The sequence below is a fragment of the Pseudomonas sp. KCJK9000 genome, assembly GCF_046230725.1.
GTDB classification, from domain to species: Bacteria; Pseudomonadota; Gammaproteobacteria; order Pseudomonadales; family Pseudomonadaceae; genus Aquipseudomonas; species Aquipseudomonas promysalinigenes.
This window is the reverse complement of the sequence record NZ_JBJJLN010000062.1, coordinates 1-20098: the sequence shown is the minus strand read 5'-3', so window position 1 is coordinate 20098 and position 20098 is coordinate 1. Positions and strand designations below refer to the sequence as shown.

Annotated in this window: 14 protein-coding genes; 12 read left to right on the top strand and 2 right to left on the bottom strand. The window is 61.0% G+C overall.

Annotated features, from left to right (window positions below):
• Positions 1-71 precede the first annotated feature (71 nt).
• Positions 72-1439 carry a CYTH domain-containing protein gene (locus ACK59H_RS20195; RefSeq protein WP_409264821.1) on the bottom strand — a complete coding sequence of 456 codons (1368 nt, stop codon included), beginning with the start codon at positions 1437-1439 and terminating at the stop codon, positions 72-74.
• Between the two features lie 115 nt (positions 1440-1554).
• Here ACK59H_RS20195 and argE point away from each other — a divergent pair, with 115 nt between their 5' ends.
• Positions 1555-2697, top strand: a complete 1143-nt coding sequence (argE, locus tag ACK59H_RS20190; protein ID WP_060477163.1) for an acetylornithine deacetylase — start codon at positions 1555-1557, stop codon at positions 2695-2697.
• A gap of 124 nt (positions 2698-2821) precedes the next feature.
• Positions 2822-4120, top strand: a complete 1299-nt coding sequence (gene argA, locus ACK59H_RS20185; RefSeq protein ID WP_186476210.1) for an amino-acid N-acetyltransferase — start codon at positions 2822-2824, stop codon at positions 4118-4120.
• Positions 4121-4173: 53 nt separating this feature from the next.
• Here the strand turns inward: argA and ACK59H_RS20180 are convergent, their stop codons facing one another.
• Complete coding sequence (locus ACK59H_RS20180; protein ID WP_028688543.1) at positions 4174-5550, bottom strand: glutamine synthetase family protein; 1377 nt, start codon at positions 5548-5550, stop codon at positions 4174-4176.
• A gap of 574 nt (positions 5551-6124) precedes the next feature.
• Between ACK59H_RS20180 and ACK59H_RS20175 the strand changes: the two genes are divergently transcribed.
• The 10 genes from ACK59H_RS20175 (at position 6125) to ACK59H_RS20130 (ending at position 19893) form a co-directional block, all read left to right on the top strand.
• Positions 6125-7483 carry a glutamine synthetase family protein gene (locus ACK59H_RS20175; RefSeq protein WP_060477161.1) on the top strand — a complete coding sequence of 453 codons (1359 nt, stop codon included), beginning with the start codon at positions 6125-6127 and terminating at the stop codon, positions 7481-7483.
• A gap of 46 nt (positions 7484-7529) precedes the next feature.
• Positions 7530-8891 (top strand): aspartate aminotransferase family protein, encoded by a 1362-nt coding sequence (locus ACK59H_RS20170; protein ID WP_409264820.1) that lies wholly within the window; start codon positions 7530-7532, stop codon positions 8889-8891.
• 170 nt (positions 8892-9061) lie between these two features.
• Positions 9062-10159: a polyamine ABC transporter substrate-binding protein gene (locus ACK59H_RS20165; RefSeq protein WP_060477159.1), complete on the top strand. Its 1098-nt coding sequence runs from the start codon at positions 9062-9064 to the stop codon at positions 10157-10159.
• 174 nt (positions 10160-10333) lie between these two features.
• Entirely contained in the window at positions 10334-11428 is a 1095-nt protein-coding gene (locus ACK59H_RS20160) for a polyamine ABC transporter substrate-binding protein (protein WP_409264819.1), read from the top strand.
• Positions 11429-11499: 71 nt separating this feature from the next.
• The gene (gene potA, locus ACK59H_RS20155; RefSeq protein WP_060477157.1) at positions 11500-12642 is read left to right on the top strand and encodes a polyamine ABC transporter ATP-binding protein; all 1143 of its coding nucleotides are present in this window, start codon (positions 11500-11502) and stop codon (positions 12640-12642) included.
• Positions 12639-13559, top strand: coding sequence for an ABC transporter permease subunit (locus tag ACK59H_RS20150; protein ID WP_060477156.1), 921 nt, complete (start codon positions 12639-12641; stop codon positions 13557-13559). Before potA ends, ACK59H_RS20150 begins: the two co-directional genes overlap by 4 nt.
• Positions 13556-14449 (top strand): ABC transporter permease subunit, encoded by an 894-nt coding sequence (locus ACK59H_RS20145; RefSeq protein ID WP_060477155.1) that lies wholly within the window; start codon positions 13556-13558, stop codon positions 14447-14449. Before ACK59H_RS20150 ends, ACK59H_RS20145 begins: the two co-directional genes overlap by 4 nt.
• A gap of 232 nt (positions 14450-14681) precedes the next feature.
• Positions 14682-15770: an efflux RND transporter periplasmic adaptor subunit gene (locus ACK59H_RS20140; protein WP_060477154.1), complete on the top strand. Its 1089-nt coding sequence runs from the start codon at positions 14682-14684 to the stop codon at positions 15768-15770.
• Positions 15767-16831: an efflux RND transporter periplasmic adaptor subunit gene (locus tag ACK59H_RS20135; RefSeq protein WP_060477153.1), complete on the top strand. Its 1065-nt coding sequence runs from the start codon at positions 15767-15769 to the stop codon at positions 16829-16831. The genes ACK59H_RS20140 and ACK59H_RS20135 overlap by 4 nt, the downstream gene beginning before the upstream one ends.
• Entirely contained in the window at positions 16828-19893 is a 3066-nt protein-coding gene (locus tag ACK59H_RS20130; protein WP_409264818.1) for an efflux RND transporter permease subunit, read from the top strand. Before ACK59H_RS20135 ends, ACK59H_RS20130 begins: the two co-directional genes overlap by 4 nt.
• Positions 19894-20098 lie beyond the last annotated feature (205 nt).

The window sequence follows — 20098 nt, the reverse complement described above, 5'->3', positions numbered from 1 at the left end:
CAACGCACACACAACACTCAAACCATACACCTGTCACCTAACGCGGTTAGATGCCAACCGCCAAAGCGTCCTTAAGCCTTGAGCAAATGCTTCCAGCCCCGGCTCTGATCCACTGTCCGAGCCTGATCAATACGCGCCTCCAGCAACTCATCGCTGATCGGCAACTCGGCCAGCTCATGCAGCTTTTTCAAATCGCCGTACAACCGGTCCATCTGCGGTGCTTCAAGCACCTGGCGGGCATGGTGCAGCCAGGCCAGCAACTGCTCGATACGTGGCAGCTGTTCGGCCAGGTCCTCGGGGCGTTGGGTGTACAGCGGCAGCTTCAGCGAGCGGCCTTCTTCACCCAGCAGGTGCGCCAGCCAGCTTGCCAACTGCGCCTTGCCCTGGCGCTCGCCACGGCCCTTGCGCTCCACGGTCCAGGCGCGGGCCAGCAGCCAACGCGAGGTTTCCAGGGAGAACTGGCCCCAGCGTACGTCCTCGAGTTCTTCGAGGAACTGCTCGGGCGCAGCGCGGCGGATGTCTTCATCGTCATTGCCGGCCTGCACCAATGGGCGCCAGTCTTCCAGCAGCGCATCAAGGCTGGCGCGTAGCTCGCGCGTGGTGGCGCGCGGCGCAGCTTGGCCAAGGCTTGCGACCAAGGCGCGCAGTTCGGCTAGGCACTGCACCCAGTCCTGCAACAAGCGCCAGTGACCATTGTGGCGGTACTGCTCGGCCAGGCGCTGACTGCTGCCCAGCAGCTGCCAGGCCAGGGCGGCGAAGGCGTCGTCCACAGCAGTTTCAGCGCTCAGCTCGGTGGTCGGCAGGCCCAGCTCGTAGCTGTCCGGCTCCAGCAAGCGGTAGCCGCGCTCGGCCTTGCTGATGTCGCACGGCATCAGCGGCAGGCTGGCGGCCAGCTCGGCGGCCAGCTCCAGTAGCGCTTCAGGGGCGCCTTCGCGCAGCTCCAACTCAAGCTCGCAGATTTCCTCTTTGCGCTTGCCGGCAATCACGAAGCCTTGGTCCAGCGCGGCCTCGATCACCACCTTGCTCTTGCCGCGGCCCCAGCTGATTTCGGCGTATTCGCGGGTGAAGTCAGTGGTGAATAGCGGCTTGATGGTTTTTTTGTCGAGTTCGGCCAGCTGCGCCGGCCAGCAGGTGGCGTCGAGCTTTTTCAAGTCGAGCTTGACCTTGTCCAACGGCCACTCGTATTCGTTGCGCTCGGACAGCCCGGCAACGCTTTGCCCGCGGCACTTGAGTGTCTGGATGATCGCCTCACCGTCGCGGCGCAGGCGCAGGGCCACACGGGCGGCGGAAAGCTCGCGCTCGGGAGTATCGAAGTACTGGTTGAGCAGCTCGCGGGTCTGCCAGCCAGATTTGTTGCGTTTTTTCAGCAAGGGGTGCTCGCGCAGGGCGGCGAGGGTCTGGCTGCTGGCGCGCAGCTTGAGTTCGGTTTCTTTGTGCATCACAGGCTCGAAGGAGGGGCGTCTTTGCAGGGCAGTCTACAGCAGTCGGCCGGCAACGGTTTATTCCAGACGGCCGATAGTCCTATGATGGGCAACGCTTCCGAGGAGTATGCGCATGCCGTTGCCGCCCCTGAAAGACCAGTTTGCCGCTTTGATCGCCGCGCCCTCGGTCAGTTGTACCCAGCCTGCACTGGACCAGTCCAACCGCCAGGTCATCGACCTGTTGGCCGGCTGGTTGGGCGATCTGGGTTTTGCTTGTGACATCCGTGAAGTCAGCCCTGGCAAGTTCAACCTGTTGGCCAGCCGTGGTAGCGGCCCTGGCGGGCTGGTGCTGGCTGGGCACAGTGATACGGTGCCTTACGATGAACAACTGTGGGCCAGCGACCCGCTCAAGCTGACCGAGGCCGACGGCCGCTGGGTGGGCCTGGGTAGCTGCGACATGAAAGGCTTTTTCGCATTGATCATCGAAGCGGTCATTCCGCTGCTGGAGCACGATTTCAAGCAACCGCTGATGATCCTGGCCACCTGCGATGAAGAAAGCTCCATGTCCGGTGCCCGCGCTCTGGCGGCTGCCGGCCAGCCGCTGGGCCGTGCGGCGGTGATCGGCGAGCCCACCGGCCTGCGGCCGATCCGCATGCACAAGGGCATCCTGATGGACCGCATCGACATCCTCGGGCGCAGCGGGCATTCCTCTGACCCAAGCCTGGGCCATAGTGCGATGGAGGCCATGCACGAGGTGATGAGCGAGCTGATGGGCCTGCGCCGGCAATGGCAGCAAACCTTCAGTAACCCGCAGTTCACCGTGCCGACGCCAACCATGAATTTCGGCTGCATCCATGGCGGTGACAACCCCAACCGCATCTGTGGCCAATGCGCCCTGGAGTTCGACCTGCGCCCGCTGCCGGGCATGGATGTAGAGCAGTTGCGCGCCGCCATTGGCGATAAACTCAAGCCTGTGGCCGAGCGTCATGAAGTGCGTATCGACTACGCCCCGTTGTTCCCTGAGGTGCCGCCGTTCGAGCAGGACGCGGACGCCGAGTTGGTGCAAGTGGCCGAACGCCTTACCGGCCATCGGGCCGAAGCGGTGGCGTTCGGTACCGAAGCGCCTTATCTTCAGCAGCTGGGCTGCCAGACCATCGTGCTCGGCCCCGGTGATATCGCCTGCGCCCACCAGCCTGGCGAATACCTTGAAATGTCACGAATCGAGCCTACCGTGCGTCTATTGCGTGACCTGATCCGGCACTATTGCCTGAGTTAAACGTCCACCTTGCTGATTCGTTCTTGCCTAGAGGAGATGCGCGTGACCGCAAGCCTGTTCCGACGATGATCCTGAACGCCGTGTGATTCACCGTTCTCCGTCCACTTTATCCACAGGCCCCGTCATGCCCGAATACGTCAACTGGCTACGTCATGCCTCCCCGTACATCAATGCCCATCGCGATTGCACCTTCGTGGTCATGCTCCCCGGCGATGGCGTTGAACACCCTAATTTCGGCAATATCGTCCACGACCTGGTGCTGCTGCACAGCTTGGGTGTGCGCCTGGTGCTGGTGCATGGCTCGCGCCCGCAGATCGAAAGCCGCCTGGCCGAGCGTGGGCTGACCCCGCACTACCATCACGGCCTGCGTATCACCGACGCAGCCACCCTGGATTGCGTGATCGATGCCGTAGGCGCCCTGCGCCTGGCCATCGAGGCACGCCTGTCGATGGACATCGCCGCCTCGCCCATGCAGGGCTCGCGCCTGCGCGTGGCTTGCGGCAACCTGGTCACCGCACGGCCGATCGGGGTGCTCGAAGGCGTGGACTACCACCACACCGGGGAAGTGCGGCGAATAGACCGCAAAGGCATCAGCCGCCTGCTCGACGAGCGGTCCATCGTGCTGCTGTCGCCGCTGGGCTATTCGCCCACGGGTGAAATCTTCAACCTGGCATGTGAAGACGTCGCAACTCGTGCAGCCATCGAGCTGGGTGCCGACAAGCTGCTGCTGTTCGGGGCCGAGCCTGGCCTGCTGGACGAGAGCGGTCGGTTGGTGCGTGAGCTGCGGCCACAACAGATTGCTCCGCACCTGGCGCGCCTGGGCGGCGATTACCAGGCTGAGTTGCTCGACGCGGCTGCCGAGGCCTGCAAAGGCGGTGTGGCGCGTAGCCATATCGTCAGTTATGCCGAAGATGGCGCTTTGCTCACCGAACTGTTCACCCGAGAAGGTGGCGGTACGCTGGTGTCCCAGGAGCAGTTCGAGGTGGTGCGCGAGGCGACCATCGAGGATGTCGGTGGCTTGCTGGACCTGATCAGCCCGCTGGAAGAGCAAGGCATCCTGGTGCGCCGCTCGCGCGAGGTGCTGGAGCGTGAGATCGAGCAGTTCAGTGTGGTCGAGCGTGAGGGGATGATCATTGCCTGTGCAGCGCTGTACCCGATTGCCGATTCGCAGGCTGGGGAACTGGCGTGCCTGGCGGTAAACCCGGAATACCGTCACGGCGGGCGTGGCGACGAACTGCTGGAGCGGATCGAGGGGCGGGCGCGGCAGATGGGGTTGAATACCCTGTTCGTGCTCACGACGCGTACGGCGCACTGGTTCCGTGAGCGCGGGTTTGCCCCTAGCGGTGTCGAGCGGCTGCCAGCGGCACGGGCTTCGTTGTACAACTACCAGCGCAATTCGAAGATTTTCGAGAAGCCGCTGTAAGCCCATGCTGGCCCGCCAATGAAAAACGCCGCCCTTTGGGGCGGCGTTTTGCGTTACACGGTGTGCAGATACCAGTTGTACTCGAGGTCGGAGATCGAGTGCTCGAACTCCTCCAGCTCGCTCTCCTTGCACGCGACGAAGATGTCGATGTACTTCGGATCGATGTACTTGTTCAGGATCTCGCTGTCGTCCAGCTCGCGCAGGGCATCGCGCAGGTTGTTCGGCAGGCTCTGCTCCAGCTGCTCATACGAGTTGCCTTCGATCGGCTCGCCTGGCTCGATCTTGTTGGTCAGGCCATGGTGCACGCCCGCCAGCACGGCAGCCATCATCAAGTATGGGTTGGCGTCAGCGCCGGCCACACGGTGCTCGATACGCACGGCATCCGGCGAGCCGGTCGGCACGCGCAGGGCCACGGTGCGGTTGTCCAAGCCCCAGCTCGGCGCGTTCGGCACGTAGAACTGCGCGCCGAAACGGCGGTACGAGTTGACGTTCGGGCAGAGGAAAGCCATGGACGCGGGCAGGGTCTCGAGCACACCGCCGACAGCGTGACGTAGCGCGGCGTTCTGCTCGGGATCCTCGCTGGTGAAGATGTTGTTGCCATCTTTGTCCAGCACGGAGATGTGTACGTGCAGGCCGTTGCCAGCCTGGCCCGGGTAGGGCTTGGCCATGAAGGTGGTGTCCATTTCATGGTCGTAGGCGATGTTCTTGATCAGCCGCTTGAGCAGCACTGCGTAATCGCAGGCCTTGAGCGGATCGGGAACGTGGTGCAGGTTGACTTCGAACTGCGCCGGGGCGCTTTCCTTGACGATGGCGTCAGCTGGGATGCCTTGCTCTTTGGCACCTTCCAGGATGTCCTGCAGGCAGTCGGCATATTCATCGAGGTCGTCGATCAGGTACACCTGGGTCGACTGTGGGCGCTTGCCCGAAATCGGCGAGCGTGGCGGCTGCGGGCGGCCGTTCACGTTTTCCTGGTCGATCAGGTAGAACTCAAGCTCAAATGCGGCGCAGATGGTCAGGCCCATTTCGGTGAACTTGCTCACCACCTGACGCAGCACTTCACGCGGGTCGGCGAAGAACGGCTCGCCTTCGAGTTCGTGCATGGTCATCAGCAGCTGAGCGGTAGGGCGCTTCTGCCAGGGTTCGTTGGAGAGGGTGCCGGGGATCGGGTAGCAGATACGGTCAGCATCGCCGATGTCCAGGCCAAGGCCTGTGCTTTCGACGGTGGAACCGTTGATGTCCAGGGCAAAGAGGGAGGCAGGCAGGTTGATGCCTTTTTCGTAAACCTTGTGGAGGCTGGTGCGCTCTATGCGCTTGCCACGCACCACACCATTCATATCTGCAATCAGAAGGTCAACGTAGAGAACCTCAGGATGTTCCTTAAGGAACGCGTTCGCTTCGTTAAGCTGAACGGCACGCGGGGGTACCGACATGATGCAACACCTTTGTTGTTAAAAATATCAATCAAGGGGGGCTTGCAGACCCAGTCAATCGAAAAGCCATACTGATGTCAAGCCAACCCAATGATGCCCTGAAATGGCACATCGACGGCAGATTTGCTGCATATCGGGGCGTGCCATTATCCGCTATTTCTCGTACCGAGAGCTATCTTCGCCGAGCCGTGTTTTATTTTTTACGGAGGTGTTGTGTAAAAAAATTAACAAGGCTAAGCTCGGACTCAACCCAAAACACAATAATACGAGGGTCACATGGTCCGCTTGTCGCGACCTGAACGCGCTGCCTGCGCAGTGCAGTCGGGTATCCCCGTCGTTCCTGTAGGCATCAGCCAAGCGGTGGCCTGCATGGCCGCAATAATTGACGCTTTGCGTGCCAGGGCCACACCTCGTAACGCCTTTTCGTTGCTCTTCTCGTATATCTGCCCTTCGATTTCACTACGGACACGCTTGTTTTCAGTGTATCCACAGTGCGCCTGCGTGTGGGTTTTTGCTTTAGCAATCTACTCCATCCAGAATCAGAGCGCGGACCACCTTACCTCCTGAGGTATTTATGAGTAACAACCTCGACCAGCTCACCGATTGGTTGAAAGAGCACAAGATCACCGAAGTCGAATGCCTGATCAGTGACCTGACTGGCATCACCCGCGGCAAGATCTCGCCGACCAACAAATTCATCGCCGAAAAAGGCATGCGCCTGCCCGAGAGCGTGCTGCTGCAGACCGTGACCGGCGACTATGTCGACGATGACATCTATTACGACCTGCTCGACCCAGCCGACATCGACATGATCTGCCGCCCTGACCAGGATGCGGTGTTCCTCGTGCCGTGGGCCATCGAGCCGACGGCCCAGGTGATTCACGACACCTACGACAAGAAGGGCAACCCGGTCGAGCTGTCGCCGCGCAACGTGCTGAAGAAAGTGCTCAAGCTCTACGCCGACAAGGGCTGGCAGCCTATCGTCGCGCCAGAGATGGAGTTCTACCTGACCAAGCGCAGCGAAGACCCGGACTTCCCGCTGCAACCGCCAGTCGGCCGCTCCGGGCGCCCTGAAACGGGCCGCCAGTCGTTCTCGATCGAGGCGGCGAACGAATTCGATCCGCTGTTCGAAGATGTGTATGACTGGTGCGAACTGCAGCGCCTGGACCTGGACACGCTGATTCACGAAGACGGCACGGCGCAGATGGAAATCAACTTCCGTCATGGCGATGCCCTGCACCTGGCCGACCAGATTCTGGTGTTCAAACGCACCATGCGCGAGGCCGCGCTCAAGCACAACGTCGCTGCCACCTTCATGGCCAAGCCCATGACCGGCGAGCCGGGCAGCGCCATGCACCTGCACCAGAGCGTGGTCGATGTGGCCACGGGCAAGAACATCTTCAGCAATGAAGACGGCAGCATGAGCGAGCTGTTCCTGAACCACATCGGTGGCCTGCAGAAGTTCATCCCCGAAGCGCTGCCGCTGTTTGCCCCCAACGTCAACTCGTTCCGCCGCTTCCTGCCCGATACCTCGGCGCCGGTGAACGTGGAGTGGGGCGAAGAAAACCGCACTGTTGGCCTGCGCGTACCGGATGCCGGCCCGCAGAACCGCCGTGTCGAGAACCGCCTGCCAGGCGCTGATGCCAACCCTTACCTGGCCATCGCTGCGAGCCTGCTGTGCGGCTACATCGGCATGGTCGAAGGCATCGAAGCCAGCGCGCCGGTTCAGGGCCGTGGCTACGAGCGCCGCAACCTGCGCCTGCCGCTGACCATCGAAGATGCCCTTGAGCGCATGGAAATCAGCCGCGCGCTGGTGCAGTACCTGGGCAAGAAGTTCATCACCGGCTACGTCGCCACCAAGCGCGCCGAGCATGAGAACTTCAAGCGCGTCATCAGCTCCTGGGAGCGTGAATTCCTGCTATTCGCTGTCTGATCAACCCTGAGGCCGCTGCTGCGGCTGCCGGAAAATGGAGAGGCACATGAGCGTCAACAACCCGCAAACCCGTGAATGGCAAACCCTGAGCGGCGAGCATCACCTTGCACCCTTCTCTGACTATAAGCAGCTCAAGGAGAAGGGCCCGCGCATCATTACCAAAGCGCAGGGTGTGCATTTGTGGGACAGCGAGGGGCACAAGATCCTCGACGGCATGGCCGGCCTGTGGTGCGTGGCGGTTGGCTATGGCCGCGAAGAGTTGGTGCAGGCGGCTGAAAGGCAGATGCGCGAGTTGCCGTACTACAACCTGTTCTTCCAGACCGCCCACCCGCCAGCGCTGGAGCTGGCCAAGGCGATCACCGAGGTTGCGCCGCAGGGCATGACCCATGTGTTTTTCACCGGCTCCGGTTCCGAAGGCAATGACACCGTGCTGCGCATGGTTCGGCATTACTGGGCGCTGAAAGGCAAACCGCACAAGCAGACCATCATCGGCCGGGTCAATGGCTACCACGGCTCGACCGTTGCCGGGGCCAGCCTGGGTGGTATGAGTGGCATGCACGAGCAGGGCGGTTTGCCGATCCCGGGCATCGTGCACATCGCCCAGCCATACTGGTTCGGCGAGGGCGGTGACATGACCCCGGATGCGTTCGGGGTATGGGCCGCCGAGCAACTGGAACAAAAAATCCTGGAAGTCGGCGAAGACAACGTGGCGGCCTTCATTGCCGAGCCGATCCAGGGTGCAGGCGGGGTCATCATCCCGCCTGAAACCTATTGGCCGAAGGTGAAGGAGATCCTGGCCAAGTACGACATCCTGTTCGTTGCCGATGAAGTGATCTGCGGTTTCGGCCGTACCGGCCAGTGGTTCGGCTCCGACTACTACGACCTCAAGCCTGATTTGATGACCATCGCCAAGGGCCTGACCTCCGGTTACATCCCCATGGGTGGGGTGATCGTGCGAGACAAAGTGGCCAAGGTGCTCAGCGAGGGCGGTGACTTCAACCACGGCTTCACCTACTCCGGGCACCCGGTGGCGGCGGCGGTGGGCCTGGAAAACCTGCGTATCCTGCGCGATGAAAAGATCGTCGAGAAGGCGCGCACGGAAGTGGCACCGTACTTGCAAAAACGACTGCGCGAGCTGCAGGACCACCCGCTGGTAGGCGAGGTACGCGGCCTTGGCCTGCTTGGCGCGATCGAGCTGGTCAAGGACAAAGCCACCCGCAGCCGTTACGAAGGCAAGGGTGTAGGCATGGTGTGCCGTAACTTCTGCTTCGAGAACGGCCTGATCATGCGCGCGGTTGGCGACACCATGATCATCGCGCCACCGTTGGTGATCAGCCGCGAGGAGGTGGATGAGCTCGTGGAAAAGGCGCGCAAGTGCCTGGACCTGACACTCGAAGCGATCCGCTGAGCGTTTGCTAGGCTAGCGATGTGACATTAAGCGGTTACAAGGCCGTGCTTTCCTTGAAACAGCGCCTTGTAACTTGCCAGACTAGTGGCTGTTTCAGTCGCTGCGACGCGTGTAGCGCGGGGCCTGGCTGCTGAACGGATGGCTAATCAAAAAAATCTGGAGCATGACGCATGAAGAAAATGGGCAAGACGTTGCTGGCCGCAGCCCTGATGGGTGCCATGGCCACTGCTGCACAGGCCGAAGACAAGGTGTTGAACGTCTACAACTGGTCGGACTATATCGCGCCGGACACCATCGCCAAGTTCGAGAAGCAAACTGGCATCAAGGTCAAATACGACGTCTTCGACAGCAACGAAACCCTCGAAGCCAAGCTGCTGGCGGGCAAGTCGGGTTACGACATCGTTGTGCCGTCCAACAACTTCCTGGCCAAGCAGATCAAGGCTGGCGTCTACCAGGAGCTGGACCGCTCCAAGCTCAGCAACTGGAAAAACCTCGACGAAGACCTGCTCAAGGCCGTGGGCGATGCCAGCGACCAAGGCAACAAATACGCTTTCCCGTACATGTGGGGTTCGATCGGCATCGGCTACAACCCGGAAAAGGTCAAGGCCGCGCTGGGCGTGGACAAGATCGACTCGTGGGATGTGGTGTTCAAGCCTGAGAACATCGAAAAGCTCAAGAGCTGCGGCGTAAGCTTCCTGGATGCCCCGACCGAGATGATCCCGGCTGCGCTGCACTACCTGGGCAGGCCGACCAACAGCACCAGCAAGCAAGACCTCAAGGACGCCGAGGACCTGTTCCTCAAGATCCGTCCTTCGATCACCTACTTCCACTCGTCCAAGTACATTGGCGACATGGCCAACGGCAACATCTGCGTAGCCGTCGGTTACTCGGGTGATCTGGAGCAGTCCAAGGCCCGCGCTCACGAGGCCGGCGACAAGGTCAAGGTGGACTACGTGATTCCCAAAGAAGGTGCCGGCACCTTCTACGACATGGTCGCCATCCCGAAAGATGCCGAGCATAAAGATGCTGCCTATCAGTTCATGAACTTCCTGCTGCAGCCGGAAATCATGGCCGAAATCACCAACGCCGTGCGCTTCCCGAACGGTAACGCCGCAGCCACCCAGTTCGTGGACCAGGCCATCAAAGGCGACCCGAGCATCTACCCGCCAGCGGACGTGAAGAAGAAGCTGTACGCCATCGCGGCACCCGATGCAAAGGTGCAGCGTGACATCACCCGTAGCTGGACCCGGATCAAGTCGGGCAAATAACCCCGATGCGTGGCCTCTGGGCTGGGGGTTCCCGGCCTAGAGCCTGCCAATGGCAATTGATGATTGCGGCATCGAGGCTGCGCAGGTAAGTTGCGCGCCGGTTTTGCGTGCGCGGCAGCGCTTGTAGCGAATGAGTACGCCGTCACCCAGGCACTGATTGTGAGGACCAACCACTTGTCTATTTCTGTATTTCGCAAGGCCTTGATGGCTGGAGCGGGCCTGACGCTGGCATGCAGCGTCCAAGCGGCGCCTACGGTGCACTTCTACAACTGGTCGGACTACATCGGCCCGAACACATTGGCGGACTTCGAAAAGCAAACGGGCATCAAGCCTGTGCAGGACGTTTTCGACTCCAACGAAACCTTGGAAGGCAAACTGCTGGCCGGCAACACCGGCTATGACGTGGTGGTGCCGTCCAACCATTTCCTCGGCAAGCAGATCAAGGCGGGCGCGTTTCGCAAGCTCGACAAGAGCCTGCTGCCCAACTATTCCAACCTTGACCCGGCGTTGATGAAGCGCCTGGAGAAGAACGACCCAGGCAACCAGTACGCCGTGCCCTATCTGTGGGGCACCAATGGTATTGGTTATAACGTCGATAAGGTCAAGGCCGCGCTGGGCGTGGATACCATCGACTCCTGGGCGGTGCTGTTCGAACCCGAGAACATGAAGAAGCTCTCCAAGTGCGGTGTGGCCTTCCTCGATTCGGCAGACGAAATGCTCCCCGCGGTGCTCAACTACATGGGGCTCAACCCCAACAGCACCGACCCCAAGGATTACGCAAAGGCCGAGAAGAAGTTACTGGCCGTACGCCCGTACGTGACCTACTTCCACTCGTCCAAGTACATCACGGACCTGGCCAACGGCGACATCTGCGTCGCGGCAGGTTTCTCGGGTGATGTGTTCCAGGCCAAGGCCCGCGCTGAGGAAGCGAAGAAAGGCGTGAACCTGGCTTATGCCATCCCCAAGGAAGGCGGCAACCTCTGGTTCGATGTGCTGGCGATCCCCAAGGACGCCAAGAACGTCAAAGAGGCCCACGCCTTCATCAACTATTTGCTGAAACCTGAGGTTATCGCCCAGGTCAGTGATTACGTCGGTTACGCCAACCCGAACCCCAAGGCTGGCGACCTGATGGACCAGGCCGTGAGGACTGACGCCGCGGTTTACCCACCGCAGGAAGTGCTGGACAAGATGTTCGTGAACTCAGAGTTGCCGCCAAAGGTGCAGCGTCTGATGACCCGCAGCTGGACCAAGGTCAAGTCGGGCAAGTAATCATCCAGACCCGTGTCGGCACCTGACCTACAGGCGGCACGGGCACAAAAATCTTGTTGGGAGTTTCACTCATGGCAGTTGCCTCCGGTGCCTATAAAAAAGCCCTCGAGGGTGGCCAGCAACCCAAGCAGGTGCTGGTCAAGATCGACCGGGTTACAAAAAAATTCGACGAAACCGTCGCCGTGGACGATGTGTCCCTGGAAATCCGTAAAGGCGAGATCTTCGCCCTGCTAGGTGGCTCCGGGTCCGGCAAATCGACCTTGCTGCGTATGCTGGCTGGCTTCGAGCGCCCGACAGAAGGGCGGATCTTCCTCGATGGCGTCGACATCACTGACATGCCGCCGTACGAGCGGCCAATCAACATGATGTTCCAGTCCTACGCGCTGTTCCCGCACATGACCGTTGCGCAGAACATCGCCTTCGGCCTGCAGCAGGACAAAATGCCCAAGGCCGAGATCGACGCCCGCGTGGCCGAGATGCTAAAGCTGGTGCACATGACTCAGTACGCCAAGCGCAAGCCACACCAGCTTTCCGGTGGCCAGCGTCAGCGGGTGGCGCTGGCTCGCTCCCTGGCCAAACGTCCCAAGCTGCTGCTGCTCGACGAGCCGATGGGTGCGCTGGACAAGAAACTGCGGTCGCAGATGCAACTGGAACTGGTGGAAATCATCGAGCGCGTGGGCGTGACCTGCGTGATGGTGACCCACGACCAGGAAGAGGCCATGACCATGGCCCAGCGCATCGCCATCATGCACCTGGGCTGGATCGCCCAGATCGGCTCGCCAGTGGACATCTACGAGACCCCTACCAGCCGCCTGGTATGCGAATTCATCGGTAACGTCAACCTGTTCGAGGGTGATGTGGTCGACGACGCCGAAGGCTACGCGATCATTGCCAGCCCTGAGCTGGAGCGCAAGATCTACGTGGGCCACGGCATCACCACCTCGGTGGAAGACAAGCACATCACCTACGCATTGCGCCCGGAGAAACTCCTGGTCACCACCACCCAGCCAGACTTCGAGCACAACTGGTCGCGCGGCAAGGTGCATGACATCGCTTACCTGGGCGGCCACTCGGTGTTTTATGTGGAGTTGCCCAGCGGCAAGATCGTCCAGACCTTCGTCGCCAATGCCGAGCGCCAGGGCGCCCGCCCGACCTGGGGCGATGAAGTATTCGTGTGGTGGGAAGACGACAGCGGCGTGGTACTGCGGTCATGAAAATTCGCAAGCTCAAGCGAGCCTTCCAACGCCTGACCCCGGAGGGGCGGCACGTGGTGATCGGGATTCCGTTCATCTGGCTGTTCCTGTTCTTCATGCTGCCGTTCTTCATCGTGCTGAAGATCAGCTTCGCTGAAGCCGACGTAGCGATCCCGCCGTATACCGAGATCTATACCTACGTCGAAGACAAGATCCAGTTGGTACTCAACCTGGCCAACTACGGCCTGTTGACCGAGGATGAACTGTACATCTCGGCCTACCTGGGTTCATTGAAGATGGCCTTCTTCAGCACCCTGCTGTGCCTGCTGATCGGCTACCCGATGGCCTACGCCATCGCCAATGCCAAGAAGGAAACCCAGACGGTTCTGCTGCTGCTGATCATGATGCCGACCTGGACCGCGATCCTGATCCGCGTCTATGCCTGGATGGGCATCCTCAGCAACAACGGCCTGCTCAATGGCTTCTTGCTGTGGACTGGGTTGATCGATCAGCCGTTACAGATCCTCAACACCAACCTGGCGGTGTATATCGGCGTGGTCTATTCGTACCTGCCGTTCATGATTCTGCCGCTGTTCGCCAACCTGGTGAAGCACGATCAAAGCTTGCTCGAAGCGGCTTCGGACCTGGGGTCGAGCACTTTCAACAGCTTCTGGAAGATCACCGTGCCGCTGTCGAAGAACGGCATCATCGCCGGCTGCATGCTGGTGTTCATCCCGGTAGTAGGCGAGTTCGTCATCCCTGAACTGCTCGGCGGCCCGGAAACCCTGATGATCGGTAAAGTGCTGTGGCAGGAATTCTTCAATAACCGTGACTGGCCGGTGGCCTCTGCCTTGGCGGTGGTGATGCTGGCGATCCTGATCGTGCCGATCCTGCTGTTCAACCGCAGCCAGGCTAAAGAAATGGAGGGCAGGGCATGAAGCGCTTCAGTTTCTCCAGCGTGATGCTGGTGCTTGGCTTGCTGTTCATTTACCTGCCGATGCTGATCCTGGTGATCTATTCGTTCAACGCTTCCAAGCTGGTGACGGTGTGGGGCGGCTGGTCGGTGAAGTGGTACGTCGGCCTGCTCGACAATACCCAGTTGATGGGTTCGGTCATGCGCTCGCTGGAAATCGCCTGCTACACCGCGGTGGCGGCAGTGGCGCTGGGCACTCTGGCGGCCTTCGTGCTGACCCGGGTCACCCGCTTCAAGGGGCGCACCCTGTTCGGTGGTTTGGTCACCGCGCCGCTGGTGATGCCAGAGGTGATTACCGGTCTGTCGCTGTTGCTGCTGTTCGTGGCCATGGCGCAGATGATCGGCTGGCCGCAGGAGCGTGGCATCGTCACCATCTGGATCGCACACACCACGTTCTGTGCAGCCTATGTGGCGGTGGTGGTGTCGGCACGTCTGCGTGAGCTGGACCTGTCGATCGAAGAGGCGGCCATGGACTTGGGTGCCAAGCCGTGGAAGGTGTTCTTCCTGATCACCATCCCGATGATCGCGCCGTCGTTGGCGGCGGGCGGCATGATGTCGTTCGCGCTGTCGCTGGACGACCTGGTTCTGGCCAGCTTCGTGTCCGGCCCGGGTTCGACGACCTTGCCGATGGAAGTGTTCTCGGCCGTGCGCTTGGGCGTGAAACCCGAGATCAACGCCGTAGCCAGCTTGATTCTGCTGTCGGTGTCGATCGTGACCTTCTTCGTCTGGTTCTTCAGCCGCCGTGCCGAAGAGCGTCGCCGCAAGGCGATTCAGCAAGCCATTGAAGAGGGGGCTGCAGCAAACGCTTCGCAGCCTCAGCTCAAGCGCTCGAGCCAGGTGGCTGCATCAGCCTGACCCCGCCTATTCGCCAGTGAACCCGCTGCCACAAGGCTTGCGCATGCTCCGAGATGCGCCAACCTGTGGGGGCGGGTTCACCCGCGTATGCCCCTGCCACGATCGAATTGCCTGCCTCGAAATCAGCACCTGATAAGCGTGTAACGGTTTGCCGCCTGCGATGTTTTTCGAACCCTGGACTACGCTGACAGTCGCATCCCTCGAATCATTTGCGCGCAAGCAAGGAGCCTGCATGAAGTTCATGCGTCCATTGTCGGTCGTTTTTCTGGGGCTGCTGTTTTCGCTCACCGGCTGTAGTAAAGAAGAAGTGCCTCAAACGCACCCACGGGTGGGCGTGCAGCAGGTATCGCCAACCGATTTCGCGGCCAGGGTGACCCTCACTGGGGATGTTCAAGCACGGGTGCAGACTGACTTGTCGTTCCGCGTCGGTGGCAAGATCATCTCCCGAAGCGTGGATGTCGGCGACCACGTCAAGGCCAGGCAGGTATTGGCACGGCTTGACCCCAAAGACCTGCAGAACAATGTCGACTCGGCCAAGGCCGAGGTCTTTGCTGCCCAGGCGCGGGTCACCCAGACCAGTGCCGCGTTCGTGCGCCAGCAGAAGTTGCTGCCCAAGGGCTACACCAGCAAAAGCGAATACGATTCCGCCGAAGCTGCCCTGCGCAGTAACCAAAGTGCGCTCAAGGCCGCTCAGGCGCAGTTGGCCAATGCCAACGAGCAACTGAGCTACACCGCCCTGGTGTCCGAGGCCGATGGCGTGATCACCGCGCGCCAGGCCGAGGTCGGCCAAGTGGTACAGGCGACCATGCCGATCTTCAGCCTGGCTCGGGATGGTGAGCGCGATGCAGTCTTCAACGTGTATGAATCCTTGTTGGTCGCGCCACCGAGCGATACCGGCGTCACCGTTAGCCTGCTGGACGACCCCAAGGTGCAGGCTCAAGGGTTCGTACGCGAGATAACCCCTACAGTGTCGGCGCAAAGTGGCACGGTGCAGGTCAAGGTGGCGCTGAAGAACGTACCACCCGGTATGCAACTGGGCGCACCGGTCACCGCCAGTACCCATGCGGTCGGCAGGCCGAGCATCGAGCTGCCATGGTCGGCGTTGACCAAGGCGCTGCATGCCCCGGCGGTTTGGGTGGTTGGCGAGGGTGACAAGGTCGAACTGCGTAAGGTCGAGGTCGGCCGCTACCTGACCGGCAAGGTCGTCATCGCCAGTGGCCTGAAAGCTGGGGAAACGGTCGTGGTCAACGGAACCCAGCTGCTACACCCCGGCATGCAGGTGGAGAAAGTCGATGCCACAGCTCCCGGAGGTGCACGATGAAGCGTCTGCTGATGGTATCGGCCGCCATGCTGCTTGCTGCCTGCGGTAGTGAGGAGCAAGCGCCCGAGCCGATCCGCCCGGTGCTGTCGGTCAAGGTCCAGCCACAGGTGCAGGCGCAATTGGGGCGCTTCGCCGGGGTGATCGAGGCGCGCTTCGAGAGCACCTTGGGCTTCCGGGTTGGTGGGCGCATCGCGCGGCGCTGGCTGGATGTGGGCGCCCAGGTCAAAGCCGGCGACACTTTGGCGACCCTTGACCCTACCGACCAGCAAAACCAACTGCGTGCCGCCGAGGGCGACTTGGCCAGGGTGCAGGCGCAGTGGATCAACGCCCAGGCCGATGCCCGCCGTCAGCAGCAGCTCTATGATCGCGGTGTGGGGGCCCAGGCGCAGTTGGATATCGCCCAGACCAACCTTAAGACCACCGGCGCCGCCCTGGAGCAGGCCCGCTCGGCTAAGCGCCAGGCCCAGGACCAGCTCGGCTACAGCACCCTGCGCAGCGACCACGATGCAGTGATCACTGCTTGGCAGGCCGAGGCCGGGCAGACCGTTACCGCTGGCCAGGCCGTGGTGACGCTGGCGCGGCCTGATGTGAAAGAGGCGGTGATCGACCTGCCGATCGGGGTGGCCGAGCAACTTAACCAGAACCTCACCTTCACCGTCGCCTCGCAACTCGATTCTGGCATCAACACCACCGCAACCTTGCGGGAGCTGGAGCCCCAGGCAGACCCGACCACCCGTACCCGCCGCGCCCGCCTGACCCTGGCCAGCACCCCGCCGGCGTTCCATCTGGGCACCGCGATCAGCGTCACTCTGAGCTCGCCGGTATCGGCGCGCAGCGAGCTACCCCTGAGCGCTCTGCTCGAACGCGATGGCAAGACCCAGGTCTGGGTGATCGACACCCAGCAAAAAACCGTGAATACCCGGGACGTCACTTTGATCGAGCGAACCGACGACAGTATCGTGCTGGCCTCGGGCGTGCAGCCCGGCGAATACGTGGTGACTGCCGGCGTCAACAGCCTCAAGCCTGGCCAGAAGGTCGTCTTCGACGAGGATGCGCAATGAAAGGAAGCTTCAACCTGTCCGACTGGGCGCTCAAGCATCAATCCTTCGTCTGGTACCTGATGTTCGTCAGCCTGCTGATGGGCATTTTTTCGTACTTCAATCTTGGCCGTGAGGAAGACCCGTCGTTCACCATCAAGACCATGGTGATCCAGACCCGCTGGCCGGGTGCGACTCAGGCCGAAACCTTGTACCAAGTCACCGACCGCATCGAGAAGAAGCTCGAAGACCTCGATTCGCTCGACTACACCAAAAGCTACACCCGCCCAGGCGAGTCGACGGTGTATGTCTACCTGCGCGATACCACCAAGGCCGAGGACATCCCGCAAATCTGGTACCAGGTGCGCAAGAAGATCCAGGACATCCGCGGGGACTTCCCCTCAGGCATCCAGGGCCCGGGTTTCAATGACGAATTCGGCGATGTGTTCGGCTCGGTCTATGCGTTCACCGCCGATGGCCTCACCCTGCGTCAACTGCGCGATTACGTGGAGCAGGCCCGCGCCGAAGTGCGCGATGTGCCCAATATCGGCAAGATCGAAATGATCGGCACTCAGGATGAAGTGCTGTACCTGAATTTCTCGACCCGCAAGTTGGCCGCGCTGGGTATCGACCAGCGTCAGGTCATGCAGGCTTTGCAAGCGCAGAACGCCGTAACCCCGGCTGGGGTGATCGAGGCTGGCCCGGAACGTATCTCAGTGCGCACCACCGGGCAATTCGCTTCGGAAAAAGACCTGCAGACTGTCAACCTGAAGATCAATGACCGCTTCTACCGCCTGGCCGATATCGCCAACATCCAGCGCGGTTACGTCGACCCGCCGTCACCGATGTTCCGTTACAACGGTCAGACCGCCATTGGCCTTGCTATCGGCATGAAGGCCGGTGGCAACGTGCAGGTGTTCGGTGATGCGCTGAAACACCGGATGGACCAGGTGATAGAAGATCTGCCGATTGGCGTGGGCGTGCATACCGTCTCGGACCAGTCCGTCGTGGTCGAAAAGGCAGTTGGTGGTTTCACCAGTGCGCTGTTCGAAGCCGTGGTGATCGTGCTGGCGGTGAGCTTCATCAGCCTGGGGATGCGCGCGGGCCTAGTAGTGGCATGCTCCATTCCACTGGTGCTGGCGATGGTGTTCGTGTTCATGGAATACAGCGGCATCACCATGCAGCGAATTTCACTGGGGGCTTTGATCATCGCTCTAGGTTTGCTGGTCGATGACGCGATGATCACGGTCGAGGTGATGGTCACACGGCTGGAGATGGGCGAAAGCCGGGAGCAGGCCGCCACCTTCGCCTATACCTCCACGGCATTTCCCATGCTCACGGGCACCCTGGTTACGGTGGCCGGCTTCGTGCCCATTGGCTTGAACGGCAGCTCTGCCGGTGAATACACCTTCACCCTGTTCGCCGTTATCGCGGTGGCGCTGCTGGTGTCATGGGTGGTGGCGGTGTTCTTCGCTCCGGTGTTGGGTGTGCATATCCTCAGCAGCCGCAAGGTCAAAGGCCATTCGAACGAGCCAGGTCGGGTTGGCCGGGCATTCGAGCATGGCCTGCTATGGTGCATGCGCCATCGCTGGCTGACCATCATCGGCACGGTGGTGTTGTTCGCCCTGGCGGTCTTTTGTATGCGCTTCGTGCAGAACCAGTTCTTCCCGTCATCTGACCGGCCGGAAATCCTGGTCGACCTGAACCTGCCGCAGAATGCTTCGATCGAGGAAACCCGCAAAGTGGTGGATCGTTTCGAGGCGCGGATCAAGGATGACCCTGACTTGGTGCACTGGAGCACCTACATCGGCCAGGGTGCGATCCGTTTCTACCTGCCCCTGGACCAGCAGCTGCAGAACCCGTACTACGCGCAGTTGGTGATCGTCAGCAAGAGCCTTGAGGCGCGCGAGGCGTTGATGCCGCGCCTGAGGAAGATCCTGCGGGAAGACTTCGTCGGCATCGGTGTCAACGTACAGTCGCTGGAGATGGGCCCGCCCGTAGGGCGGCCGATCCAGTACCGGGTCAGTGGCGGCGATATCGATCAGGTGCGCAAACACGCCATCGACCTGGCGACCTTGCTGGACCAGAACAAGTACATCGGCGAGATGATGTTCGACTGGAACGAGCCCGGCAAGGTGCTGCGGGTGGAGATCGCCCAGGACAAGGCGCGCCAGCTGGGGTTGTCGTCCGAGGACGTAGCCAAAGTGATGAACAGCATCGTCAGCGGTGTGCAGATCACCCAGGTCAACGACAACATCTACCTGATCGATGTGGTCGCCCGCGCCGAAGACGGTGAGCGCGGCTCGCCCGATACCCTGCAGAACCTTCAGATCCTCACCCCCAACGGCACCTCGATCCCACTGTTGTCCTTCGCTACCGTGCGCTACGAGCTCGAACAGCCACTGGTGTGGCGCCGCGATCGCAAGCCAACCATCACCATCAAGGCATCGGTCAACGGTGACATTCAGCCCACTGACCTGGTGGCTCAGCTCAAGCCGAAGATCGATGAGTTCGCCAGCAAACTGCCTGTGGGCTTCGAAGTGGCTACGGGTGGTACGGTGGAGGAGAGCGCCAAGGCTCAGGGGCCGATCAGCAAAGTCATACCGCTGATGCTGTTCCTAATGGCGACTTTCCTGATGATCCAACTGCACAGCGTGCAGAAGTTGCTGTTGGTGATCAGTGTGGCGCCGCTGGGCTTGATCGGCGTGGTGCTGGCGCTGGTGCCGACTGGCACGCCCCTGGGGTTTGTGGCAATCCTCGGTATTCTTGCCCTGGCTGGCATCATCATCCGAAACTCGGTGATCCTGGTGACCCAGATCGACGAGTTCCACGCCCAGGGCCTGACGCCGTGGGATGCCGTGGTCGAAGCCACCAATCATCGGCGAAGGCCGATTCTGCTGACGGCGGCAGCAGCGAGTCTGGGCATGATACCGATTGCCCGCGAGGTGTTCTGGGGGCCGATGGCCTACGCCATGATCGGTGGGATCATCGTCGCCACCTTGCTCACGCTGCTGTTCCTGCCAGCGCTGTATGTGGCTTGGTACAAGATCCGCGAGCCTCAGGGCAAGGAACAAGGCCGACCCTGATCTTTCTTCCAAGCCGGGCCTGGCCGTGAATGCGAGGGTGAAACTACCCGCGCATTCGCGGCAAACCGGCTCTTGCGGGCCTGCGCGGGTTTTCAGATCAGCTTCAGCCTGCAGCGGGCCGCGAACGGGTCTGCACAGCTCAACAAGACAATCACTTCCCCGAAAGCTGCATTGTCTTGTAATTTTTTTGGTTATATAAAAATTC

Excerpts from the sequence above, each read along its gene's own strand:
- ACK59H_RS20135 (WP_060477153.1), top strand. The coding sequence starts at position 15,767 with ATGAAGCGTCTGCTGATGGTATCGGCCGCCATGCTGCTTGCTGCCTGC.
- ACK59H_RS20145 (WP_060477155.1), top strand. The coding sequence starts at position 13,556 with ATGAAGCGCTTCAGTTTCTCCAGCGTGATGCTGGTGCTTGGCTTGCTG.
- ACK59H_RS20130 (WP_409264818.1), top strand. The coding sequence starts at position 16,828 with ATGAAAGGAAGCTTCAACCTGTCCGACTGGGCGCTCAAGCATCAATCC.
- potA (WP_060477157.1), top strand. The coding sequence starts at position 11,500 with ATGGCAGTTGCCTCCGGTGCCTATAAAAAAGCCCTCGAGGGTGGCCAG.
- ACK59H_RS20170 (WP_409264820.1), top strand. The coding sequence starts at position 7,530 with ATGAGCGTCAACAACCCGCAAACCCGTGAATGGCAAACCCTGAGCGGC.
- ACK59H_RS20150 (WP_060477156.1), top strand. The coding sequence starts at position 12,639 with ATGAAAATTCGCAAGCTCAAGCGAGCCTTCCAACGCCTGACCCCGGAG.
- argA (WP_186476210.1), top strand. The coding sequence starts at position 2,822 with ATGCCCGAATACGTCAACTGGCTACGTCATGCCTCCCCGTACATCAAT.
- ACK59H_RS20195 (WP_409264821.1), bottom strand. The coding sequence starts at position 1,439 with ATGCACAAAGAAACCGAACTCAAGCTGCGCGCCAGCAGCCAGACCCTC.
- ACK59H_RS20180 (WP_028688543.1), bottom strand. The coding sequence starts at position 5,550 with ATGTCGGTACCCCCGCGTGCCGTTCAGCTTAACGAAGCGAACGCGTTC.
- ACK59H_RS20165 (WP_060477159.1), top strand. The coding sequence starts at position 9,062 with ATGAAGAAAATGGGCAAGACGTTGCTGGCCGCAGCCCTGATGGGTGCC.
- ACK59H_RS20140 (WP_060477154.1), top strand. The coding sequence starts at position 14,682 with ATGAAGTTCATGCGTCCATTGTCGGTCGTTTTTCTGGGGCTGCTGTTT.
- argE (WP_060477163.1), top strand. The coding sequence starts at position 1,555 with ATGCCGTTGCCGCCCCTGAAAGACCAGTTTGCCGCTTTGATCGCCGCG.
- ACK59H_RS20175 (WP_060477161.1), top strand. The coding sequence starts at position 6,125 with ATGAGTAACAACCTCGACCAGCTCACCGATTGGTTGAAAGAGCACAAG.